Below are 17,953 nucleotides of genomic sequence, written 5' to 3' on the forward strand. Positions count from 1 at the left end.
TCAATACGGACATTCGCTGCGGGCGCGCGGTATAGACCATCAGACGACCGGATCGCGGACAAAGCCAGCTTTCGCTGCGCCAGCACCAAAGGCCGCTTCGGAGCACTACGCCAAGAAGCATGGGTTCTGGCCAAATCACGTAGCCTGACCGATTTGGCTTTACAGTGTTATCGACATTTCATGCCAGATCATCCCACCATGATCCGAGGCCGAGGGCTGTAGATAGCGGTATCCGAACTTCTCATAAAGCGGCACATGATGCTCCTTGCACATGAGGTGAATAGTGGCCTTCCCCATGCGTCTCATTCGCTTCTCGAACTCGATCATCAGCGCCTTTGATAGGCCTTGTCCCTGATGCAAGGGATCGACGACGACTGACATGATGACAACATTCGGCGCGTCTGAGTCATGTCCCACCAGTTCCTTGAAATCTTCGTCAGACATTCCGACTTCGTATGCACACCCGCAGTTGATGAACCCGACCACATGCCCTTTCACCTCAAGGATCAGAAACCCATCGGGATAGGTCTCAATACGTTTCGCAATCTTCTCATGAGTAGCCGCCTCGTCCCCCTCGTAAGCTGAGATCTCGATCTCGAAGCAACGATTGGCATCTGCTGGAAGTGCGTTTCGAAATACATGCATCAATCGACTTTATCCTGAATTCAAAAGAGCCGCTAGTTCGCCCCCTGCCACTTTGATGCGAGGTGGGGCTGACAAAAACCGTGGCCAATTCTCGCGTGTCAAGAACCTACGAGCATTGTCACATTTTGCTATTCAAGAACAACTGCATCCACTTCGATTTCGACGAGCCACTCCGGATTCACGAAACTGGTTACAGCCATGATTGTGTCAACTGGACGGCTATCAACGCAGTACTTCCTTCTGGCCTCGATGGCCTCTTTCCATGTGTCAATATCTGTCAGGATGACCCGCGTTCGAACAATGTCCTCAAGCCCAGAACCCGCTTGTACGAGGGCAGCTTTAATGATCTTGAAGCAATGTGTCGTTTGGGCAAAAACATCTCCGACACCAACTGTTTTGCCGCTTGCATCGACTGGTGCGGTGCCGCCGATGGCAATGAAAGAGCCAACACGGACAGCACGGCTGAAGCCGACAATCTCCTCCATCGGGTTCCCATTCGATATCAGCTGTCGCATGCTTCATGGCTCCTATTCGTTATCAAACTAGCCCAAACACAATAAATTTGCTACGCTGCAACCTGATAAGGATAGCGATTGGGCAATCCCGATCGACCCAAAATGTTTGCATTTTGAGGCACGCTTTGGAGCGACGAAAACCCCTCAGAAGCCCAGAAAAGACCGGGCTGCGTTTTCACGATATGCCCTGAAAACGCTGATCAGAAATTGAGGCAATGCCATGCAGGGCAAATGGAACGATGGCGACGCCTATGAGATGTATGTCGGTCGGTGGAGCCGTAAGACCGGCGAGGAGTTCCTGCCTTGGCTGGATATGCCACAGGGACAGCGCTGGCTGGACCTTGGATGCGGAACCGGAGCTCTGACATCCCAGGTACTGCGAAACTGTGCGCCAAGATCGGTAATCGGTGTCGAACCCTCAGACCGGTTTTTGGCGCTAGCTCGCGACGGTATCACAGACGAACGGGCGCAATTTATGCAAGGGTCCGGTGACACTATTCCTGTCGGTGATGGCACAATTGGTGTGGCTGTTTCGGGCCTCGTGATGAACTTCATTCCAGACAAAGAGCAGGCAATGGCGCAGTTGCTCCGCTGTGTCGATGAAGGCGGAACTGTCGCGGCGTATGTGTGGGACTATTCTGGGCATGTTCAGTTCATGAGATATTTCTGGGACGCAGCGGTCGCCCTCGACCCTGCAGCGCGTGAGAAAGATGAAGGGGTGCGGTTTCCGATTTGCCGCCCAGATGCGCTGGCCGCGTTGTTCACGAGCGCGGGACTTCGCAACGTAGTCACAGCACCAATCGATATCGTGACGCCATTTGAGAATTTCGATGATTACTGGACCCCATTTCTGTCCGGGATCGCACCTGCCCCAGGGTATTGCGCTTCGTTGGATGAGACCAAGCGAGAGCGGCTAAAACAGCGCCTAAAAGAGACATTGCCCACTGACCCGGATGGAAAGATGTTACTTGCGGCGCGCGCGTGGGCCGTGCGTGGGTTGCGCTAGGCCCCAAATTCAGGAGACCCATATGGCAAATGTTAAAGAACATGACACTTTCGCCGCGCTTGAAAAACGGGAATGGGCGGACACGGGTTTAGCACAGTCCTATGCGCGTGTATTTGCAAAAGCAGCGGATATGGTTGTGCCTCATCTGGTTAAAGCCGTCGGAACCGAAACCGGCACCAAGGCGCTCGACCTTTGTTGCGGGCACGGAAATGTGGCCGTTGGGCTTGTAAGAGCAGGCGCTCAAGTGACAGGTCTCGATTTCTCGCCAGCAATGTTGGACATGGCGCGCGCCAATCTACCAGAGGCAATGTTCATAGAAGGCGACGCGATGGACTTGGATTTTGACGATGCGTCCTTTGATGCTGTCACTATTGGCTTTGGTATGCCGCATGTTCCAGACCCACCTAAAGTTGTTGCCGAGGCTCGCCGTGTCCTTCGCTCAGGCGGTCGTTTGGCATTTTCGGTCTGGTGTGGCCCAGAAGTAGATACTGCCCTCGGCTATGTCTTTGGGGCAATTGAGCTGTTTGGAGACCCGAACGTTGCCCTGCCTCCGGGACCGGGCGCGAATGACTATGCTGATCCCGCATTGGCCTTTCCGGTGCTAATAGCCGCCGGATTTACTGACTGTCGCCAGTCCGTGGTTGCGTCAGAGTGGCGGGTCAATGACCCCGGCGCGCCTTATGACTTCTTCTTGGAGGGAACGGCCAGAGGCGGCGCGCTATTGCGCCCTCAGCCACCGGAAAATGCTGAGGCAATCCGGTCGGCGGTTATTGCCAAGGTGTTGGAGAAACATGGGTCTGGACCTCAGTGGGCTGTACCGATCCCCGCTGTTGTGACCGCCGCAGTCGCGGTTTGAGGTCCGTCTTCAGGCACCGTCTGTGCTAAGTGGACCTGTCCCGCTTTTGTGCCGCCCCGAGTGCTCGTTTAAGCCACTTTCCGTTCGAACACGACCGGGCTTTTCCAGCCGAGTGCTGAGTGCCGCCGACACGGATTGTAGAAGCCGTTGATATATTCGAAGATCGCCATCTCAGCCTGCCGCATCTCAAGGTGATGTCTGCCATCGAGAATTGCCGGACCGCAGCGCTCGGCGGGCATGTCTCAGCCTGCAACAAGTGCGATCATCAGCACATCGCCTATAATTCGTGTCGCAATCGGCATTGTCCGAAGTGCCAGGGCCTCGCGTCACGGGACTGGATGCAGGCTCGTGTCGAGGACCTGCTGCCGGTTGAATACTTCCACGCGGTCTTCACCCTGCCAACCCAGATTGCTGACATTGCTTTCCAGAACAAGGCGGCGGTCTATGGTCTGCTGTTCAAGGCATCCGCCCAGACCCTTCTGACCATTGCCGCCGATCCGAAGCATCTCGGCGCCCGGATCGGCATGACCAGCGTGCTGCACACATGGGGCTCGGCGATGACCCATTATCCGCACGCCCATGTCATCGTGCCAGGTGGCGGGCTGTCGCCGGATGGTGCCCGATGGATCGCCTGCCGCCCGGGGTTCTTCCTGCCCGTGAAGGTCCTGTCGCGGCTGTTCCGGCGTCTGTATCTCGAAGGGCTGGCCAGATTGTACAAAGCTGGGAAGCTGGCGTTCTTCGGCGATCTGTCGGAACTGACCGACCCCGACATGTTCGCCGCCCATCTCGCGCCGCTGCGCAAGGCCGACTGGGTCGTTTATGCCAAACCTCCCTTCGGTGGACCGGAGGCGGTGCTTGCCTATCTCAGCCGATACACCCACCGTGTCGCGATCTCGAACCACCGCCTCATCAGCGCGGATGCCGACACCGTGGCGTTCCACTGGAAAGACTACCGCATCAAGCGCGGGGATCGGATGAAGGTCATGCGCCTGCCCATATCCGAGTTCATCCGCCGCTTCCTGGTTCATGTCCTGCCAACAGGCTTCCACCGCATCCGCCACACCGGCTTCTTGGTCAATGGTATCCGCCGCGACAGGATCGAGAAGATCAGGCGTCTGATCGGTACGGTGCCACGGCCCGATCAGACGACCGGTGAGGACAGGCGCTCCGATTCCGACGAGCGGGACCCGCGCCAGACATGCCCCAAATGCGGAGGGGAGATGCGCGTCATCGAAACCTTCACCCGCGGCAAAACGCCGAAATCCCGCGCGCCGCCTTGGGAGGACGCCGCATGATCCATCCGTCACACCCGGCCCTGCGATCTCGAGGCGTCGGACCCGTCAGTGCGGCCATCCCACTGAAACCTTCACTGCAACGGGCCCAGCACGGCGAAACAAAGCACCGAGAGCGACGCCATCGGCCGTGGAATTCGACGGGCCGACCGTCCCAGAGGAAAAAGGCCCCGTAGATCGACGCATCGACCGCCCAAGCCCTGAGCCACAATCCCCATAGTTCCAAAATCCGCCCGCGCCTTCCTCATTGTCAGATTTATCGCCGCTGCAGCTCGCGCTGACAGCAGCCACAAACCTTAAACAAAGTTGCCATTCCCTTGAGGCAATCCAATGTCAGCTTAGGCGTCTTTTGCAGGCTGAACGCTATTGTGGGCCTTGATCACTGTGGCAGGCTCGTCAGCTTTTTCAAGTTCGCGTAGATCTGGCTGGCTTCATTCTGCAGGTGATCAGCGAGGTCGCGCGCGTTGTCCTCGTGCATTCCAACGGTTGAGATCGGCTCCCCGAATCGTACATGAACTGTACCAGGACGGGCTCGAATGGAACGAAGCGGCATGATTTGATGGCCTCCGTGGAACACCACGGGAACAAGTGGAACCTGTGCGCGAATTGCGATCAGGCTTGATCCAACCTTGAAACGACCCACCCCATCTTGGCCATGAATGCGCCCCTCTCCGCCCCACGCCAGCCGTTCGCCTGCCTCTACCGCGCTCACCATACGCTTGAGCAATCGGTCTGTACCCACACGATTCCCGCGCGGGACCATTTCGACGTTGGCCTTTCGGAGTGCAGCGCGCGCGAAAGGAACGAGCGCATAGAGATCAGTCAGCGCACCACGATCCACATGTGGCCACATGCAAACACCATACGCGATTGTGTCGATAAATGAGGTCTCATTGTAAACTATGACGCTGCCCTCTCCGGGTTTCGGGGGCGTTCCACCCAATTCGATCGAGAACCGACATTTTTTCTGAAATTTGGAGAAATGCGCCGTCAAAAGCGCTCGGGCCTGATGTTTGTCTGCTGCTGTATATGCCATTTTGTAGCACGTGTAAGGTGCGCTGGCGAGCCAGCTAAAGGAGGCAGATCCGCCCCGCCAGGTTTCGATGAGTTGCCGCATGTTGACCCTTATACCGTTTAATTTGATTTCAGTTAATCCGCCCGTCAAGATTGGGGTGACCCAAAAACGGTTTCGGCGTTTCGCTAAAAACGGCATCAATAAAAACGGATCTTGGGTTGGCGAAAACCATTTGAAAACTGACCTTCATGCTACGCGCTGAATCGGTCTCTTCGGACTGGAAGGAGACCTCGGAGGCGACGCAGCATCAGCCATTTCTGAAGGCAGGTATTCGTTGCTCACGGCCCTTTCCGGACCTGCACCCTACCTTGAAGATGCTGCGGCCGCAGCCCGCATAGCCGCCATTCGCCGTGGCCGCAAACTCTGGAATTGCTCGAACTCACCGTTCGCGGACTTCGCTGACCTTGGGAAATTCGCCTTTGCTAGCGCAGCATCCTTTCGCACTTGCCGAAAGGGTTTCGCCGCCTTGCAGCTGGCGGAGCCAAACCGGACATTCAACCCGGCTCCTTGACGTCAAATTCAAACCTAACTTTCGCTACACCGAGCCAAGACAATCGAGACTCGGGCAAGTTCGCCGTCTGTGGGCGATGGAACGATGTCTGCAACCTATGGCAAGGGGCCGTTTTCGTCAGCCGGGAGTAAGTCGTTTTCAGCGTCTACGAAACATCGCCAATGCCTTCATTCTGCTGTTTGGCCTGATTTCCAAAGCGGGTTTTGTGCCGGAGAAAACCAGCAAGCTTCGATGCGTGTGGTGTTAAATTTGATGGCATTGTAGTCTTGCGTGTCAAAACGCTCAGATGAACGGCGCACGAAACGCTGCGGGGCATCAAAGCCATTGCGCTTGAGAAATTGATATAAGGAATGCCACGGTGAGCACGGTTCCCACGTCTTGGCTCATTTCGATTCTTGCGGTTTTTATCGCAGCGGCGGTTGTGAGCAGACCGCTGCTGCCGGTTGCTGCGCGCGTTCTGTTTGGCCTTGCACTTGGCCTTGTTGCAGTGGTCACCGTTTTTGTGGGATTGAGATCGGAATATGGGATTGAGGCGCTGAGCCGGATACAGCCCCATATTGCGATACTGATAGCCCCCACGCTATGGCTTGGTTTTCAATCACTTGCGTCAACGACCGGGGCCCCAAGCCGACAGAGGCTTCTGATCGTCGCTATTGGTCTTGTGGTCGGGCAACTTGCGCTGTTTCTACCAACGGCCTGGTCCGCTGATTTGGTCGTGATCGGCACCAATGCCATCTGTGCCATTTTGCTGGCGAGGATGCTGCTTCAGCCATCAGAAGCATTTGTTCAGGTCGCACCCGGCAAATTTCGCATGACCAGACTTGCGCTGCTTTTTGCGCTGTTCTTCATCGGCCTGATCGTTGCGGCTGATCTGATCTTTGTTGCGGTGCTGTCTGCGGGCAATACAGGGATCATCCAGCTCCTGACTGGCGTATCTGGCGTGATTGTTACCGTCGTCTTGATGAGCGCGCTTGTTGGCGTGCCACTTGCCCTTGGGGGCCAGACGCGGCACGCGACGCGCGACCTTGCGACAGAAGCACCGCTGGAAGAGGACCACGACCTGTTGCGCAGGCTCGATCAACTGATGGCAGACCAACAAATATTCACGGACCCGGATCTGACGCTCGCGCGGTTGGGTCGGCGGCTCCACTGCCCCGCACGAAGCGTTTCAAAAGCGGTCAATCGCGTTAACGGAGAGAATATTTCGCGCTATATCAATGGCTTTCGCGTGCGCCATGCAGCGACACTGCTGACAACCACTGATCTGCCCGTGACAGACATCATGTTGGAAGCCGGTTTCCAGAGTAAGTCCAGCTTCAACACCGAGTTTCGTCGCCTGACCGGCCAAACGCCGTCTGACTATAAAAGCCACGGAAGCGGCGACAAATAGGTTCGCAATCGCGATTTCAAACGTTCGGAAACGTAAATCCGGGCGCGAATTAAGCGCTTTTCACCTTTGTTGATTGCAGAGCCCACATGCGTGGGACAGCAACAATGAAAGGAAATGCTGTGAAACTCCGAACACTAAAAGATCATCTGCCGACCATGGGATTGGCGGCCGGTGTGATATTGATCAACTTTGCATCAATCGACTTTGCAATGGCTGAAACGATCACAACGACAGAAAGTGACATCGCGGTCATCAATATCCCGCAGCCAAAGGAAGGGAATCTTTTGATGCTGCGCGGGCTTGCCGGCAAAGGCACGGCCTCGTTTCGCATCAACAGCGCTTGTCGCACGATGCCTGTCCGGTTTGTGGCAGGCGACTTTTCTGGCGAAGATGTTGATGTGGCGCGAACGGGATCGATCCGAATTGTTATCACCAACCCAGAGGTCATGCGCGACCTGTTGGCAGGGCGGGATCTGGTCAGCGACATGGTACGCGTTTCATCCGATCCCACCGATCGGGCGGCGGACTTGTATCTGGCGCAGGGCCTTTCGGCGGACACCGGATTTGTCATCAACCCAGGGCGAAACCTGTTTGCAGATGTCCTTGGCGCTCGCAACACAGACGTGGACTGCGCCAGCCTGTCAACGACGCTTCCATAGGCTGAGACATGCGTGCGCAGCTGATGCCTCTTGGGTTTCATGCTGCGCATACTTCCACGCCAAACATAAAAAGGGCTGCTCCCATGCAAACCGAAACGACTAACCCGAAACGACCCACGATGTACCAGTTGATCCCCCTGCTGCGACTGGAAGGCTTCGCGATTGGGCTTGCGGCCATCGTTGCCTATGCCAGTTTGGAACAAAGTTGGACGCTGTTCGCGATCTTGTTCCTTGCGCCCGACCTGGCGATGCTCGGTTACGCGTTCGGCGCGCGCGTCGGTGCGATTGCCTATAATGCGATGCACAGTTACATCGCCCCCGCTGCGGTCGGGACGATCGGCTGGGTCGCTGGCTGGTCAGAGGCTATCGCGCTGGTAACCATCTGGGTCGCCCATATCGGCCTTGATCGCGCGATCGGTTATGGCCTCAAACACAGATCGGGCTTCAAGACCACACACCTATCGCTGCAGGTGCAGCAATGAACAATGTCACCAAACCGCTTGGCTTTTTGTCCCTAAGTGCGCCTTCGCGTGTTCCTGATGTGCCGCTTGCATCCAACTCGTCCCGTTGGATAGACCGCCGGTCCTTTCTTGGGGCGCTCTCTGCGACAGGCCTGGCCATGATTTCAGGTCCCACTGCGGCAAGCCCGAACGATTACCGCCAATCCATTTCGATCATTCAAGACATCTTCGAGAGATACTTTTTCGATCCCGCCTGGATGACATCGCAGCAAGCGCATTCGCTGTTCTCTGAGCTGATGGAACTCGCCGAAACCTCGCAAGACCCCGAACGCCTTTGCCTCGATTTTGAACAAACGTTCAAACGTATAGGCCTGTCCCATGTCACGCTGTCTGTTCGACAACGCAGTACGGCGGCTTTGGGTCGACACTTCGATTCCATGCAAGTCGGCCCCGAGGCTGTAGCCTTGGAATGGGACCACCAGGTGGCCTGCCTCAGTGTTCGCACCTTCATGGGCCAGGACACCGGCCCGCGCATCACGGCCGCGTTCGAGGACATTGCGTCCAGGGGCGCGAAGGGGCTGATCATTGATCTGCGCGACAATCCCGGCGGGGCATTTGCGATGCGCCGCCTCGTTGGCCACTGTATCGCTGATGGTGTCGATGCCGGCGTTCTACTGGGACGGGGGTGGTCTCGGGAAGGTGCGCTGATGCCAGAACGCACAGAGATCGAGGCGCTGGAGCCCTGGCACGGTGCAACTGTCGTTGGCCTTTGGAACCACCTTGCGATCCATGCCGTCACACGGGTCCATTTCTTTCCCATGCGGCCGATGTTTCATGGCCCGATAGCGATCCTGATCAATGGACAAACGCAAAGCGCCTCCGAACTCGTTGCAGAGGTTCTGCGAAGCGTGCGAGGTGCCGTGCTGATCGGCGAGACCAGCGCGGGCGCTCTGCTGGTTCAAAAACCCTTTGATGTCGGGGATCAGTTTACCCTGTCCTTGCCTGTCGCCGATTACATAAGCCACGGCAGCGGTCGGATCGAAGGCGTGGGGCTGGTGCCGGACATAAACGCGTCTGACCAAGACGCGATTTCCGTAGCCTTTTCCTCCCTTTCCGAGATGCGGAATACTGAGGGGAAGTTATGAAATATGTGGCGCATAAGCGATGGGCGAAATGGGTGATTGGCCTGCTGGCCTCGTTCATGATCGCGGTGTGGATGATGATGGTCCCCCATCCTGCTGCACCCACGGCACCGCTTGATCGCGATCACCTTAAGGCATGGCTCGACAGCATCGTCTCATCGCAAGCTGCCACTGCGATATCGATCTCTGTCATTCAGAATGGCGACGTTGCATTGGAAATGGCGTCAGGCACAGCAAATCCTTTTAGGACTCAACAGGCAACGCCGCAGACCCGATATCACGTCTGGTCTGTGACCAAACTCGCGACGGCTTTGACGATCTTGACGCTGGCCGAGGATCGGGAACTGGATCTCGACCTTCCGGTTACAGAAATTCTGCCCTGGCTGGATTTGGACGAAGCCGCGGAAAACCGCATCACGACCCGAGATCTTTTGCGGCATAGGTCGGGTCTTCTAGACACAGTACCGGCGGTTTTTGGGTGGCTGCAATATGACGAAAACTTGCCAAATCAAACGGAGTTTCTGCGCCAAAAGATGCCCGCCTACCGCGATCTTGGTTTCCAACCCGGTGACGACCGCAGCTACAGTAACCTCGGATACATGCTGCTTGGCGCGATTATCGAGGCGGTGAGCGGACAAGTGTATGAAGAAGTGGTATTCGAGCGCGTGTTGGAACCCGCAGGGATGGCATCAAGCAGCTTTGTCTTTGGCGCACCGCAATCAGAAGACGAAGCGCTCGGGTCGCACCCATTGGTGCATTTCTTCACGCCGTTCCTTCCCTATTTTGTCGATCTCGACGATCTGATCAGGGAACGGGACGGTCGGATTTGGTGGCTGAACCGTGTCTACATCAAAGCGACCCCGCCGACGGGTCTAATAGCCTCCGCACGCGACGCCGCCCGTTTGGGCTCTGTCACAATGGCAAAAGGCCCTGTTCTTCAAAGTGACGAAATGGTGCGACTTATGATTGCACCGGATCAAGAGGATTTTTCCCTTGGCTGGTTCGAACGTGATGCGGCGGCGCAATGGTTGCAACATCGCGGGAGAGGCCCGGGCTTTGCAGCGGTTGTGAGGGTCTATCCGGCACAAGGTCTTTCCATTGCCGTTCTCGCAAGCGGAACTGACGCCCCGGTTGCCGATATTGCCGATGTCGTCGCGCAGTCTTTGGGTGATGAAGAGTGATGCAAAGGGCTGCTACAAAACCGATGCATCCCGCATCGCAGGATTGTCCCGGTCTGTTAAAGCCTGCATGCGGTGTCTGAGCATGACAGGTCGTTTCAAAATCTCATTCGGAAGTCTTTTGGAATTGGAGATATGATCGTGCCGTTTATCTCAGGCAACGCCAAGAAACTGTTGATTGCGATCCTGATCAGTCTTCCCGGTCTGCTCGCACTTGTGACGCTTGTCACACCTCCGCCTGGCATTCCGGCAATCGCTTTGGCCGTGAACCCGCTTGTTCTGCTTGTCGTTTTTACTTTGGGGGGATTTTTCGCAGCGCCTAGAATGAATCTGAAGTCAAGGTTGTTCCTTGGTGACGCATGGTCTCCAGCACAGCTGCTGTTCTATCTGCTGCTCGGCGCAATTGGCGGTCTGATGCTTGGCGTTTTCGATCAGACCACCGCATCGGTGTGGCGTCCTGACGGAAGTGAATTGAAGACATTGTTTGAAGGGGCAGATCTGTCCAACCTGACCATCGGTATATTCTACGGGGGGATCACCGAGGAATTCATCATGCGCTGGGGTCTGTTGAGCCTGCTTGCGCTTGGTCTTTCAAAACTGTCACACTACCGCGTCGCGTTGCAGTTGGCGGTCGTTCTGACGGCAGTCTTGTTTGCGGCTGGACACTTACCCGCCATTTTTCTGATGTCTCCTGAACCGGGAAGCCTCGCTCTTGTCAGAACTCTTGGTCTTAATCTCATCGCCGGTCTTCTTTTCGGTTACGCCTATACGCGCACAAGCCTCGAGGCGGCATTCAGCGCGCATATGGGGCTACATCTCGGAGTTTTCTTGACCGCCGCCACACTGCAACTGGTTTAGTTCGAAAGATCGTACTCTTTGTACGATAATCCGCAAAGGAATGAAGACGTGTGACACTGGTCGAAACGCGATGATCACGACCAACAACAATGCATAATTTGTCAAAACCTTCGCAGGTTCAGTCATGTCGCGAAGCCTTGGACTGCGCCAATCTACCAGCATCAACAACGCAGGACATGAACCAATGATACGTGATTTCAAAACCACCGACACCGACGCAGTTGTGGACGTCTGGAGAGCGGCGACGGCTGTTGCGCACCCCTTCTTGACTGCCGATTTCATCGAAAGCGAGGCGGATAACCTTCGCAATATATACCTCGTCCATGCGCAGACCCGCGTGATAGAGTTTAACGGCCTGGTGTCGGGCTTTATCGCCATGATCGGTACCGAGATCGGCGGCCTGTTTCTTGATCCCAAGCTCCATGGGCGTGGGCTTGGACGGGCGCTGGTGGACGACGCCGCAAAACAGTTCGATACGCTTGAGGTTGAGGTGTTTGAGCAGAATACAGTCGGACGCAGGTTCTATGACAGCTACGGCTTTCAACAGATCGGGTCTTCATTCCATGAAGCAACTGGCGAAACCGTTTTGCGCCTTGCCAACACGGGCAAGAACACGGAGGCGGCAGCATGAGCTACTTCATTTATCCCTTCGCGATCATCGGTTTTGTTTCTGTCACATTTGTGGCGATAGGGCTTTGGCTGGACATCAGCGACTTTGACAACACCCAAGGCGGCTATGAAGCGCCGTTCGAAGGTGTCACAGGTGATCCGGTTGACTGGTTTGCCATGGACAAAACTCCAACAGGCATCGCCAAACGCGGATACGTCATGAATGTACTTGTCGATGGCACAACGGGCATGATCACTTTCGAACTCTTCGGATGGCGCATGCCGTTCCGCCAATTCTCGGAGCGCGCGCTGGTCGTCCACAAACCGCGGGAAGCGTTCATAGCAATGGGCTTCAGCCCCGAGTTCTGATCGCTTCCATACCTAGATCGAAAAGGCGGGCCACGGTCCGCCTTTTTTTCGTTGGTGCTGATGATGCGCATTTGGTCAAATCATCTGCGCGGCCTGTCAATCTCAAAGCGAATGGACCGCCCTAAAGTCCATGTATCGGCGCTTTGATGCGCCCCAACTCAGATCAGGATACATGGACCAATGACCAGCAAATATCTCATCATCGGCGCCACGGGCGCTATTGGACACGCCTTTGCAGCTGCATTGCAAGACGCCGGCTTGCACGCCACGCTTCTTGTTCGCGACCGCAAAAAGGCGATTGCACTATTCGACAACACAATCGGCTTCACCATTGTTGAGGGTGACGTGAACGATACCGCCTTACTAAACAGTATCGCCGAGGGTGTAGACTTCATTTTCCATGGCGCAAACGCCTCGTATGAACACTGGGCAAAAGCGATGCCGTTGATGACAACAAACGTCATCAACGCTGCTGAGCAGTCCGGCGCGACCGTGATTTTCCCAGGCAACAACTACAACTTCGGTAAAACGGACCAACCGATCAGTGAGATCACGCCGTTCAATCCATCCGCCCCACTAGGTAAGGTTCGGGTCGACCTGGAGAAGATGCTGCAACGCGCGACCGATCAGGGCCGCATCCGCACGCTCATTGTTCGGATGGCCGAGATTTGGGGGCCAAATGTCACCAACAAACAATTTGCACCCGTTTTCGAAAACGCGCTGAAGGGCAAAGCCATGCCTTGGCTCATTTCCACCGAGTCCGCGCAGCAATTGCTTTACGCACCTGACGCGGGACGGGCGATGGTCGCCTTGAGCCAAGACCGTGATCGGAAGCCTTACGAAGTGGTCAATATTGGGGGAAAGCTGTTACCCTCTATCCAATCCTGGTTGGAACAGATTGCAGACGTCGCAGGCGTGCCCGCTAAGATCAGCGTGATTCCAAAATTCATGCTCTCGCTACTAGGCAACGTGATCCCGGTGATGCGCGAAGTGGCAACGATGTCTTACAAATATGAAACCAGCGTGATCTTGAACGATGACAAGTTCCGTGCGGCGCACCCAGATTTCAAGCAAACACCGATGAACACCGCAATCGCCGACACGCTTGCTTGGTTCAAAGCCAATGGTTCAGACGCCCCCGCCAAAAGCCGTGCACGGCGGAAGGGTCGCATCGACAGTGCAGTGCGGTTTGTAGTGGACAATCTCGCCATCGGTATCTTCCCGGCGATCCTTGCGATTTTGGCAACGCAAGTCCCAGCGTTAGAGGGTTTCCTGCCCTATTTGGCCGTCGCCGCAGGCATTTACTGGACGCCGGGTCTTCACAAACTGACAGACAATTTACGGGGTCGTTTTTCTAAGGCGACCTAAGTATTGGCCGCTCGAAATTCGCTGGGCGTTTGGCCGGTCCACTTTTTAAACGACCGTGAAAAGACGGACACCTCGGAATATCCCAGAAGGTAGGCAATCTCGTCATTGCCTACCTCTCCGGCCTTTAAGTATTCCTCTGCCAAATCGCGCCGGGCGTCGGTCAGAAGATTGGAGTAGCTGGTGCATTCGTCTGATAGTCTTTGCTGCAACTTCCGTACGCTGACTGCCAACTCGGACGCGATCCTCTCGACGCTTGGCGCCTCACCCTTCAAAGCGTCAAGAATGCGTTGGCGCACCCGAAACGCCCAAGTGTCTCCAAGTTCCAAATCGCCAAGCAATCGCTGTACTTTGTCCTCAAAGACCGCAAAGACGCCTTGGCTTGCGCCGATAACAGGCTGATCCAAAGTGGAGTTCTCATAAATCTGGTAACTGTCATCAGCACCGAAAGTGACCGGCGCAGGTGCGAAGATAGACTCATAAGACGACACATCGCCAGGCCGCTCATACCGAAAGCCAACGCGAAGAGGGCAAACAGGAGCAGGCGCATTGGCGTTCGTCCAGCTCAGGATTGCGGCCATGAAGGTATCAACGGTATAGCGCAGCGTATCGTGCCAAGGGCTCCATTGCTCGATTGAAATGCGCGTTGTGTCGGGACCGCGCTCACACACCATGCCCATCGAATCCCCAAGCACACGCTGATACGTGCAGCACTTTTCAACTGCGACCCGGATCGTCGGCGCGTTCGCCATGACGTACCCAAGCATACCGTTGGCTTGCGTTGGAAACCGCTGGCCGCAAACAAGACCAATGTCATCTCTGCCAGTCGCCTCTACGATGGCGTCCCAGACATTCCGCTCAGTTTGAAGATCAACGTATGGTGGCTCTCCGCGCATCAGTCCCGGCGGTGCACCCGACGCACTTAGAATGCCGTCGATATCCGCACCTTCCTGCGCGGCGATCGCAATCCTGAACGCCACGATGTTCGAACTGAGCCTTGCCATACATCAGCCTAACATTTCAGCGCGATTCATCAAATTCGCTGCGGATGGCGTCATGCGCAAATCGCGCGCGGGCATCCATAAACACATTCAACATGAAGCAGCCAAGAGAGATTAGGCCATGAGTACCTTCACCGAGACGATCAAAATCGATGCACCCGTCGCACGGGTGTGGGCCACGCTTGCCGACATTGGCTCGATTGCGGAATGGAACCCCGGCCTTGTCGGATCGAAAGCTACAAATGATACGATCGGGCTTGGCGCGATGCGCTATTGTGACATCGACGGGCGACAGAACCTAGACGAAGAGGTTGTCCACTTTGAACCAGAGCGGGCAATCACATTCCGCATTACCCGTTCGACGCTTCCGTTTCGCTCGGCAGATATCAGGTTCACGCTCGCGGGGGACACAAATAGCACCTTTGCCTCAGTCTCTCCCAACTACGAATTGAAGTACGGCCTACTAGGACACCTCCTGGACAGGGCTTTCGTGTTGGCAGCATACAAAAAGGGAATGCGTGGACTGCTTAATGGGCTGAAAGAGCGTACTGAAGAGGTCAACAAACGTTAGGATTGCTGTGTTGGCACATGGCAAGATGCCTCTTGAACGTTGGACTTATTTGGCGCGGTGCCGAAGGCGGACGATAATTTTCTCGCGTAATTGCAGCTCCGTCTTTGAGATCGGATGAGAATCCAGTTTGTCCTGTGCTTCCGGACCCAGGCGTGACTGCAGACCGCGTAAAGCGTACGTTTGGACAGATTTCATCGACGCCGATATCGTCCGCGTTCGCCACCTGATCTTTGCTGCGACCTGCACGAATAGCCGCATCTCCCGCTACACTGCGGCGTGATGGTTTTCGCTCTTGCCGCATTTTTCGCGCTGCGAGCGCATGCAGCGTAAAATCAAAAGGTCCGCCTTGGGCTCGATCCGGACTTTCGCCGCATGGGCGCCGAACGGCTGCTTCGGCCTCTTGCTTGGTTACTGGGATCCTTCGGCCAGTTCGATCAGGCTAAATTCAATCACGCTGTGCTCGATATCTTCTTTCAGATAAACTGGGCCAAAATCCGAACCGTCCGGCTGAAACCTTGTCACCCCCGATGCCTTCAAGCGTTGCGAGATTGCCCTGCTGGCGAAACCAGTCGTCACTGACAAGAGCTTCAACGTTGTGAACCTTTCGTGGAATGCTCTGGCGTCTTCCTGCGTCACATAGCGGTCGTGACGATGGGTTTGGGGGTTGTAAAGGATGGTCACAGGCGTGTGCCCTGCGTCCGAAAGAAGCCGAAACTCCCGATGCTTGTTCAGACCAACGCTCGTGGCAAACTCCGACAAAGTCTGATGCTCAGGTCGTGGCGGCCTCACGAAATGGTTCACTTCGGATTTCAGCACGAAGATCGATGCATAGCCTCGCAAGTCTGTCTTATGACCAACCTTGAGCGTTCCGTTCAAAACTGAGCGCACAACCTTTTCGATCGATACGCGACACCTCTGCGCAGCACGGTGAATATGCTCCCAGTCGGTTTCCTCCGCTGATATATCCGACGCCCCTGACAAAATCTTTTCAACGAAAAGCTCCGCGTCAACTGGATCCCAGGGACGGCGCGTTGCATCCAATGGAACGCGAGGTGAGACGAGTCCTGCCTCCGCCAGAGCCTCCAGTTGTTGCACACCGCAACCGAGGCGTTTCTGCATCGCTTTTGTCCCGACCAGTCGACGAAATACGCCCAGTAGCGGCTCAACCTCGTATGACGGGAAGGTGACTCTCGCATCTGGCCGAGCGTCACCTTCTTCAACGATACCCTCCGCGGTCAACAGGCTTCGCATACGGGCAGGTGAAACCCTCGCCTCCGCCGCGGCGGTCAGAACCGAATGTCGATTTCGGTTCGGCAGGGTTGCACCAAGCACTTTTGTTCCGGCGGGAAGCGGCCAGACATCCAGAACGACTTTGCGCATGAGATCTCGGAATGGATCATATCGCGGATCTCCGGCGGCGGTATGAGCCAGCCAGTTGTAAAGATCGCCGAACGCCTTCCGCAGTTCATCGTGGGCACCGGTTGCATGATCTGACATGAGCTCGAAAGTTTCGGTGATGGCGGCAGGCCCGCGACTCGCAACGTCGAAGCCAACAGCTCTTGCTTCGATGGAGGTTGCCCCACAACGTTCTGCCAAACCTCGACGGACAAGTTCCGAACCGAGCAAGGTACAGAACTGCGCGACAACATCGATTGAATGCGCCGCCAGCCACGTCTTATCGATGCCGCTTTCCAGCCGACTGTCTACCCATTTATCGTATGAGGTGATTGTGCCGTTCGGTGCATCCAGCTCCCCGTTGAGAAGGTTGCCCCCAATTCTTCGAAGCTGCGCTGCGTAATCGTATCGTTCTGCAAGACGCTTTGCCGTCCAGAGCGGTACGAGTGGCGAAGCGTGCTGAATGCACATCGACACATGCCGGAATTGCCAATCCCCCCGCATCACCATGCCATCAGTTGTTTCGAACTGTGAACGAGATGCGTCCTCGCGAAGACACTTAGGGCATCCGCGCACAACCGGATTCATTACCGCCCGGGAAACGACCACCTCGCCCCGAAACTGCATGCGAACGCCCACGAGCGGTTGAGGTGTCCATGACAGAATTTCTGCTCGGACCTTAGCGTTTAGAGCCATTGTCCCGAAAAAGCGGCCGACGCTTGCACTGTCACCAGCAATGAGTGACTTCTGCGGCATACCCAGTTCGGATGTGAGCTCCCATGCCGAAAGCCTACGCATCGCTGCGGTGCGCGAAATCAAAGAGAACAATGTCTCTCGACGATGAGGTTCAGGCCGTATGGTGATGGTGTTGGACAAATCGACAGTACTGTCTGCTGCTTTGAGACAATAGTTATGTGCCACCGGAGAAAGAAGCAAAGTATTCTTTTTTCTCGCGCTTCGAAAACGGCCCATTGCAGCCATTGACCTGACCAATCTTTGCAGCGGCGCGCTTCCCCAGTGCGGACGTTGGTCGATAGCGCAGCATTTTGGCCAAC

General features: G+C 55.8%; 18 protein-coding genes and 1 pseudogene. 13 read left to right on the forward strand and 6 right to left on the reverse strand.

From position 1 onward, the window contains the following. Positions 1 to 159: 159 nt before the first annotated feature. The gene (locus MUY35_RS09880) at positions 160 to 645 is read right to left on the reverse strand and encodes a GNAT family N-acetyltransferase (protein ID WP_248367092.1); all 486 of its coding nucleotides are present in this window, start codon (positions 643 to 645) and stop codon (positions 160 to 162) included. Positions 646 to 773: 128 nt separating this feature from the next. Continuing rightward, positions 774 to 1,130 carry a Rid family hydrolase gene (locus MUY35_RS09885; RefSeq protein WP_248367122.1) on the reverse strand — a complete coding sequence of 119 codons (357 nt, stop codon included), beginning with the start codon at positions 1,128 to 1,130 and terminating at the stop codon, positions 774 to 776. Positions 1,131 to 1,380: 250 nt separating this feature from the next. Between MUY35_RS09885 and MUY35_RS09890 the strand changes: the two genes are divergently transcribed. Next, the gene (locus MUY35_RS09890) at positions 1,381 to 2,166 is read left to right on the forward strand and encodes a class I SAM-dependent methyltransferase (protein WP_248367125.1); all 786 of its coding nucleotides are present in this window, start codon (positions 1,381 to 1,383) and stop codon (positions 2,164 to 2,166) included. 22 nt (positions 2,167 to 2,188) lie between these two features. Further along, on the forward strand, positions 2,189 to 3,022 hold the full coding sequence (locus MUY35_RS09895; protein WP_248367129.1) for a methyltransferase domain-containing protein: 834 nt from the start codon (positions 2,189 to 2,191) through the stop codon (positions 3,020 to 3,022). A 68-nt stretch (positions 3,023 to 3,090) separates the two neighbouring features. Here MUY35_RS09895 and MUY35_RS09900 read toward each other — a convergent pair. Then, positions 3,091 to 3,204, reverse strand: a pseudogene (locus tag MUY35_RS09900) (IS3 family transposase); the annotation flags it as partial. On the opposite strand from MUY35_RS09900, the gene MUY35_RS09905 reads away from it, so the two are divergent. Continuing rightward, entirely contained in the window at positions 3,157 to 4,317 is a 1,161-nt protein-coding gene (locus MUY35_RS09905) for an IS91 family transposase (protein ID WP_348984508.1), read from the forward strand. The pseudogene MUY35_RS09900 and the gene MUY35_RS09905 overlap by 48 nt on opposite strands. A 376-nt stretch (positions 4,318 to 4,693) precedes the next feature. On the opposite strand, the gene MUY35_RS09910 is transcribed toward MUY35_RS09905, so the two are convergent. Next, positions 4,694 to 5,527 (reverse strand): lysophospholipid acyltransferase family protein, encoded by an 834-nt coding sequence (locus tag MUY35_RS09910; RefSeq protein WP_248367132.1) that lies wholly within the window; start codon positions 5,525 to 5,527, stop codon positions 4,694 to 4,696. A 794-nt stretch (positions 5,528 to 6,321) separates the two neighbouring features. Here MUY35_RS09910 and MUY35_RS17180 point away from each other — a divergent pair. From MUY35_RS17180 to MUY35_RS09955, 9 genes are all read left to right on the forward strand, one after another. Then, on the forward strand, positions 6,322 to 7,290 hold the full coding sequence (locus MUY35_RS17180) for an AraC family transcriptional regulator (protein ID WP_248367134.1): 969 nt from the start codon (positions 6,322 to 6,324) through the stop codon (positions 7,288 to 7,290). 104 nt (positions 7,291 to 7,394) lie between these two features. Beyond that, positions 7,395 to 7,949 carry a hypothetical protein gene (locus MUY35_RS09920; RefSeq protein WP_248367149.1) on the forward strand — a complete coding sequence of 185 codons (555 nt, stop codon included), beginning with the start codon at positions 7,395 to 7,397 and terminating at the stop codon, positions 7,947 to 7,949. Between the two features lie 83 nt (positions 7,950 to 8,032). Then, positions 8,033 to 8,431, forward strand: coding sequence for a DUF4260 domain-containing protein (locus MUY35_RS09925; protein WP_248367152.1), 399 nt, complete (start codon positions 8,033 to 8,035; stop codon positions 8,429 to 8,431). Further along, positions 8,428 to 9,555 carry a S41 family peptidase gene (locus MUY35_RS09930; RefSeq protein WP_248367155.1) on the forward strand — a complete coding sequence of 376 codons (1,128 nt, stop codon included), beginning with the start codon at positions 8,428 to 8,430 and terminating at the stop codon, positions 9,553 to 9,555. Before MUY35_RS09925 ends, MUY35_RS09930 begins: the two co-directional genes overlap by 4 nt. After that, positions 9,552 to 10,733, forward strand: coding sequence for a serine hydrolase domain-containing protein (locus tag MUY35_RS09935; protein WP_248367158.1), 1,182 nt, complete (start codon positions 9,552 to 9,554; stop codon positions 10,731 to 10,733). Before MUY35_RS09930 ends, MUY35_RS09935 begins: the two co-directional genes overlap by 4 nt. Positions 10,734 to 10,865: 132 nt before the next feature. Then, positions 10,866 to 11,588: a CPBP family glutamic-type intramembrane protease gene (locus MUY35_RS09940; RefSeq protein ID WP_248367186.1), complete on the forward strand. Its 723-nt coding sequence runs from the start codon at positions 10,866 to 10,868 to the stop codon at positions 11,586 to 11,588. Between the two features lie 184 nt (positions 11,589 to 11,772). Next, positions 11,773 to 12,219 (forward strand): GNAT family N-acetyltransferase, encoded by a 447-nt coding sequence (locus MUY35_RS09945; RefSeq protein WP_248367189.1) that lies wholly within the window; start codon positions 11,773 to 11,775, stop codon positions 12,217 to 12,219. After that, entirely contained in the window at positions 12,216 to 12,566 is a 351-nt protein-coding gene (locus MUY35_RS09950; RefSeq protein WP_248367193.1) for a hypothetical protein, read from the forward strand. The genes MUY35_RS09945 and MUY35_RS09950 overlap by 4 nt, the downstream gene beginning before the upstream one ends. Positions 12,567 to 12,746: 180 nt before the next feature. Next, positions 12,747 to 13,934: an NAD-dependent epimerase/dehydratase family protein gene (locus MUY35_RS09955; protein ID WP_248367196.1), complete on the forward strand. Its 1,188-nt coding sequence runs from the start codon at positions 12,747 to 12,749 to the stop codon at positions 13,932 to 13,934. Here MUY35_RS09955 and MUY35_RS09960 read toward each other — a convergent pair. Then, positions 13,931 to 14,935, reverse strand: a complete 1,005-nt coding sequence (locus MUY35_RS09960) for an AraC family transcriptional regulator (protein ID WP_248367199.1) — start codon at positions 14,933 to 14,935, stop codon at positions 13,931 to 13,933. The two genes, MUY35_RS09955 and MUY35_RS09960, sit on opposite strands and share 4 nt — an antisense overlap. Before the next feature lie 118 nt (positions 14,936 to 15,053). Between MUY35_RS09960 and MUY35_RS09965 the strand changes: the two genes are divergently transcribed. After that, entirely contained in the window at positions 15,054 to 15,503 is a 450-nt protein-coding gene (locus tag MUY35_RS09965) for an SRPBCC family protein (protein ID WP_248367202.1), read from the forward strand. Between the two features lie 408 nt (positions 15,504 to 15,911). On the opposite strand, the gene MUY35_RS09970 is transcribed toward MUY35_RS09965, so the two are convergent. Continuing rightward, on the reverse strand, positions 15,912 to 17,870 hold the full coding sequence (locus tag MUY35_RS09970; protein WP_248367218.1) for a TniQ family protein: 1,959 nt from the start codon (positions 17,868 to 17,870) through the stop codon (positions 15,912 to 15,914). Positions 17,871 to 17,953 lie beyond the last annotated feature (83 nt).

It is taken from the genome of Aliiroseovarius sp. S1339, assembly GCF_023195695.1.
Classification (GTDB): domain Bacteria; phylum Pseudomonadota; class Alphaproteobacteria; order Rhodobacterales; family Rhodobacteraceae; genus Aliiroseovarius.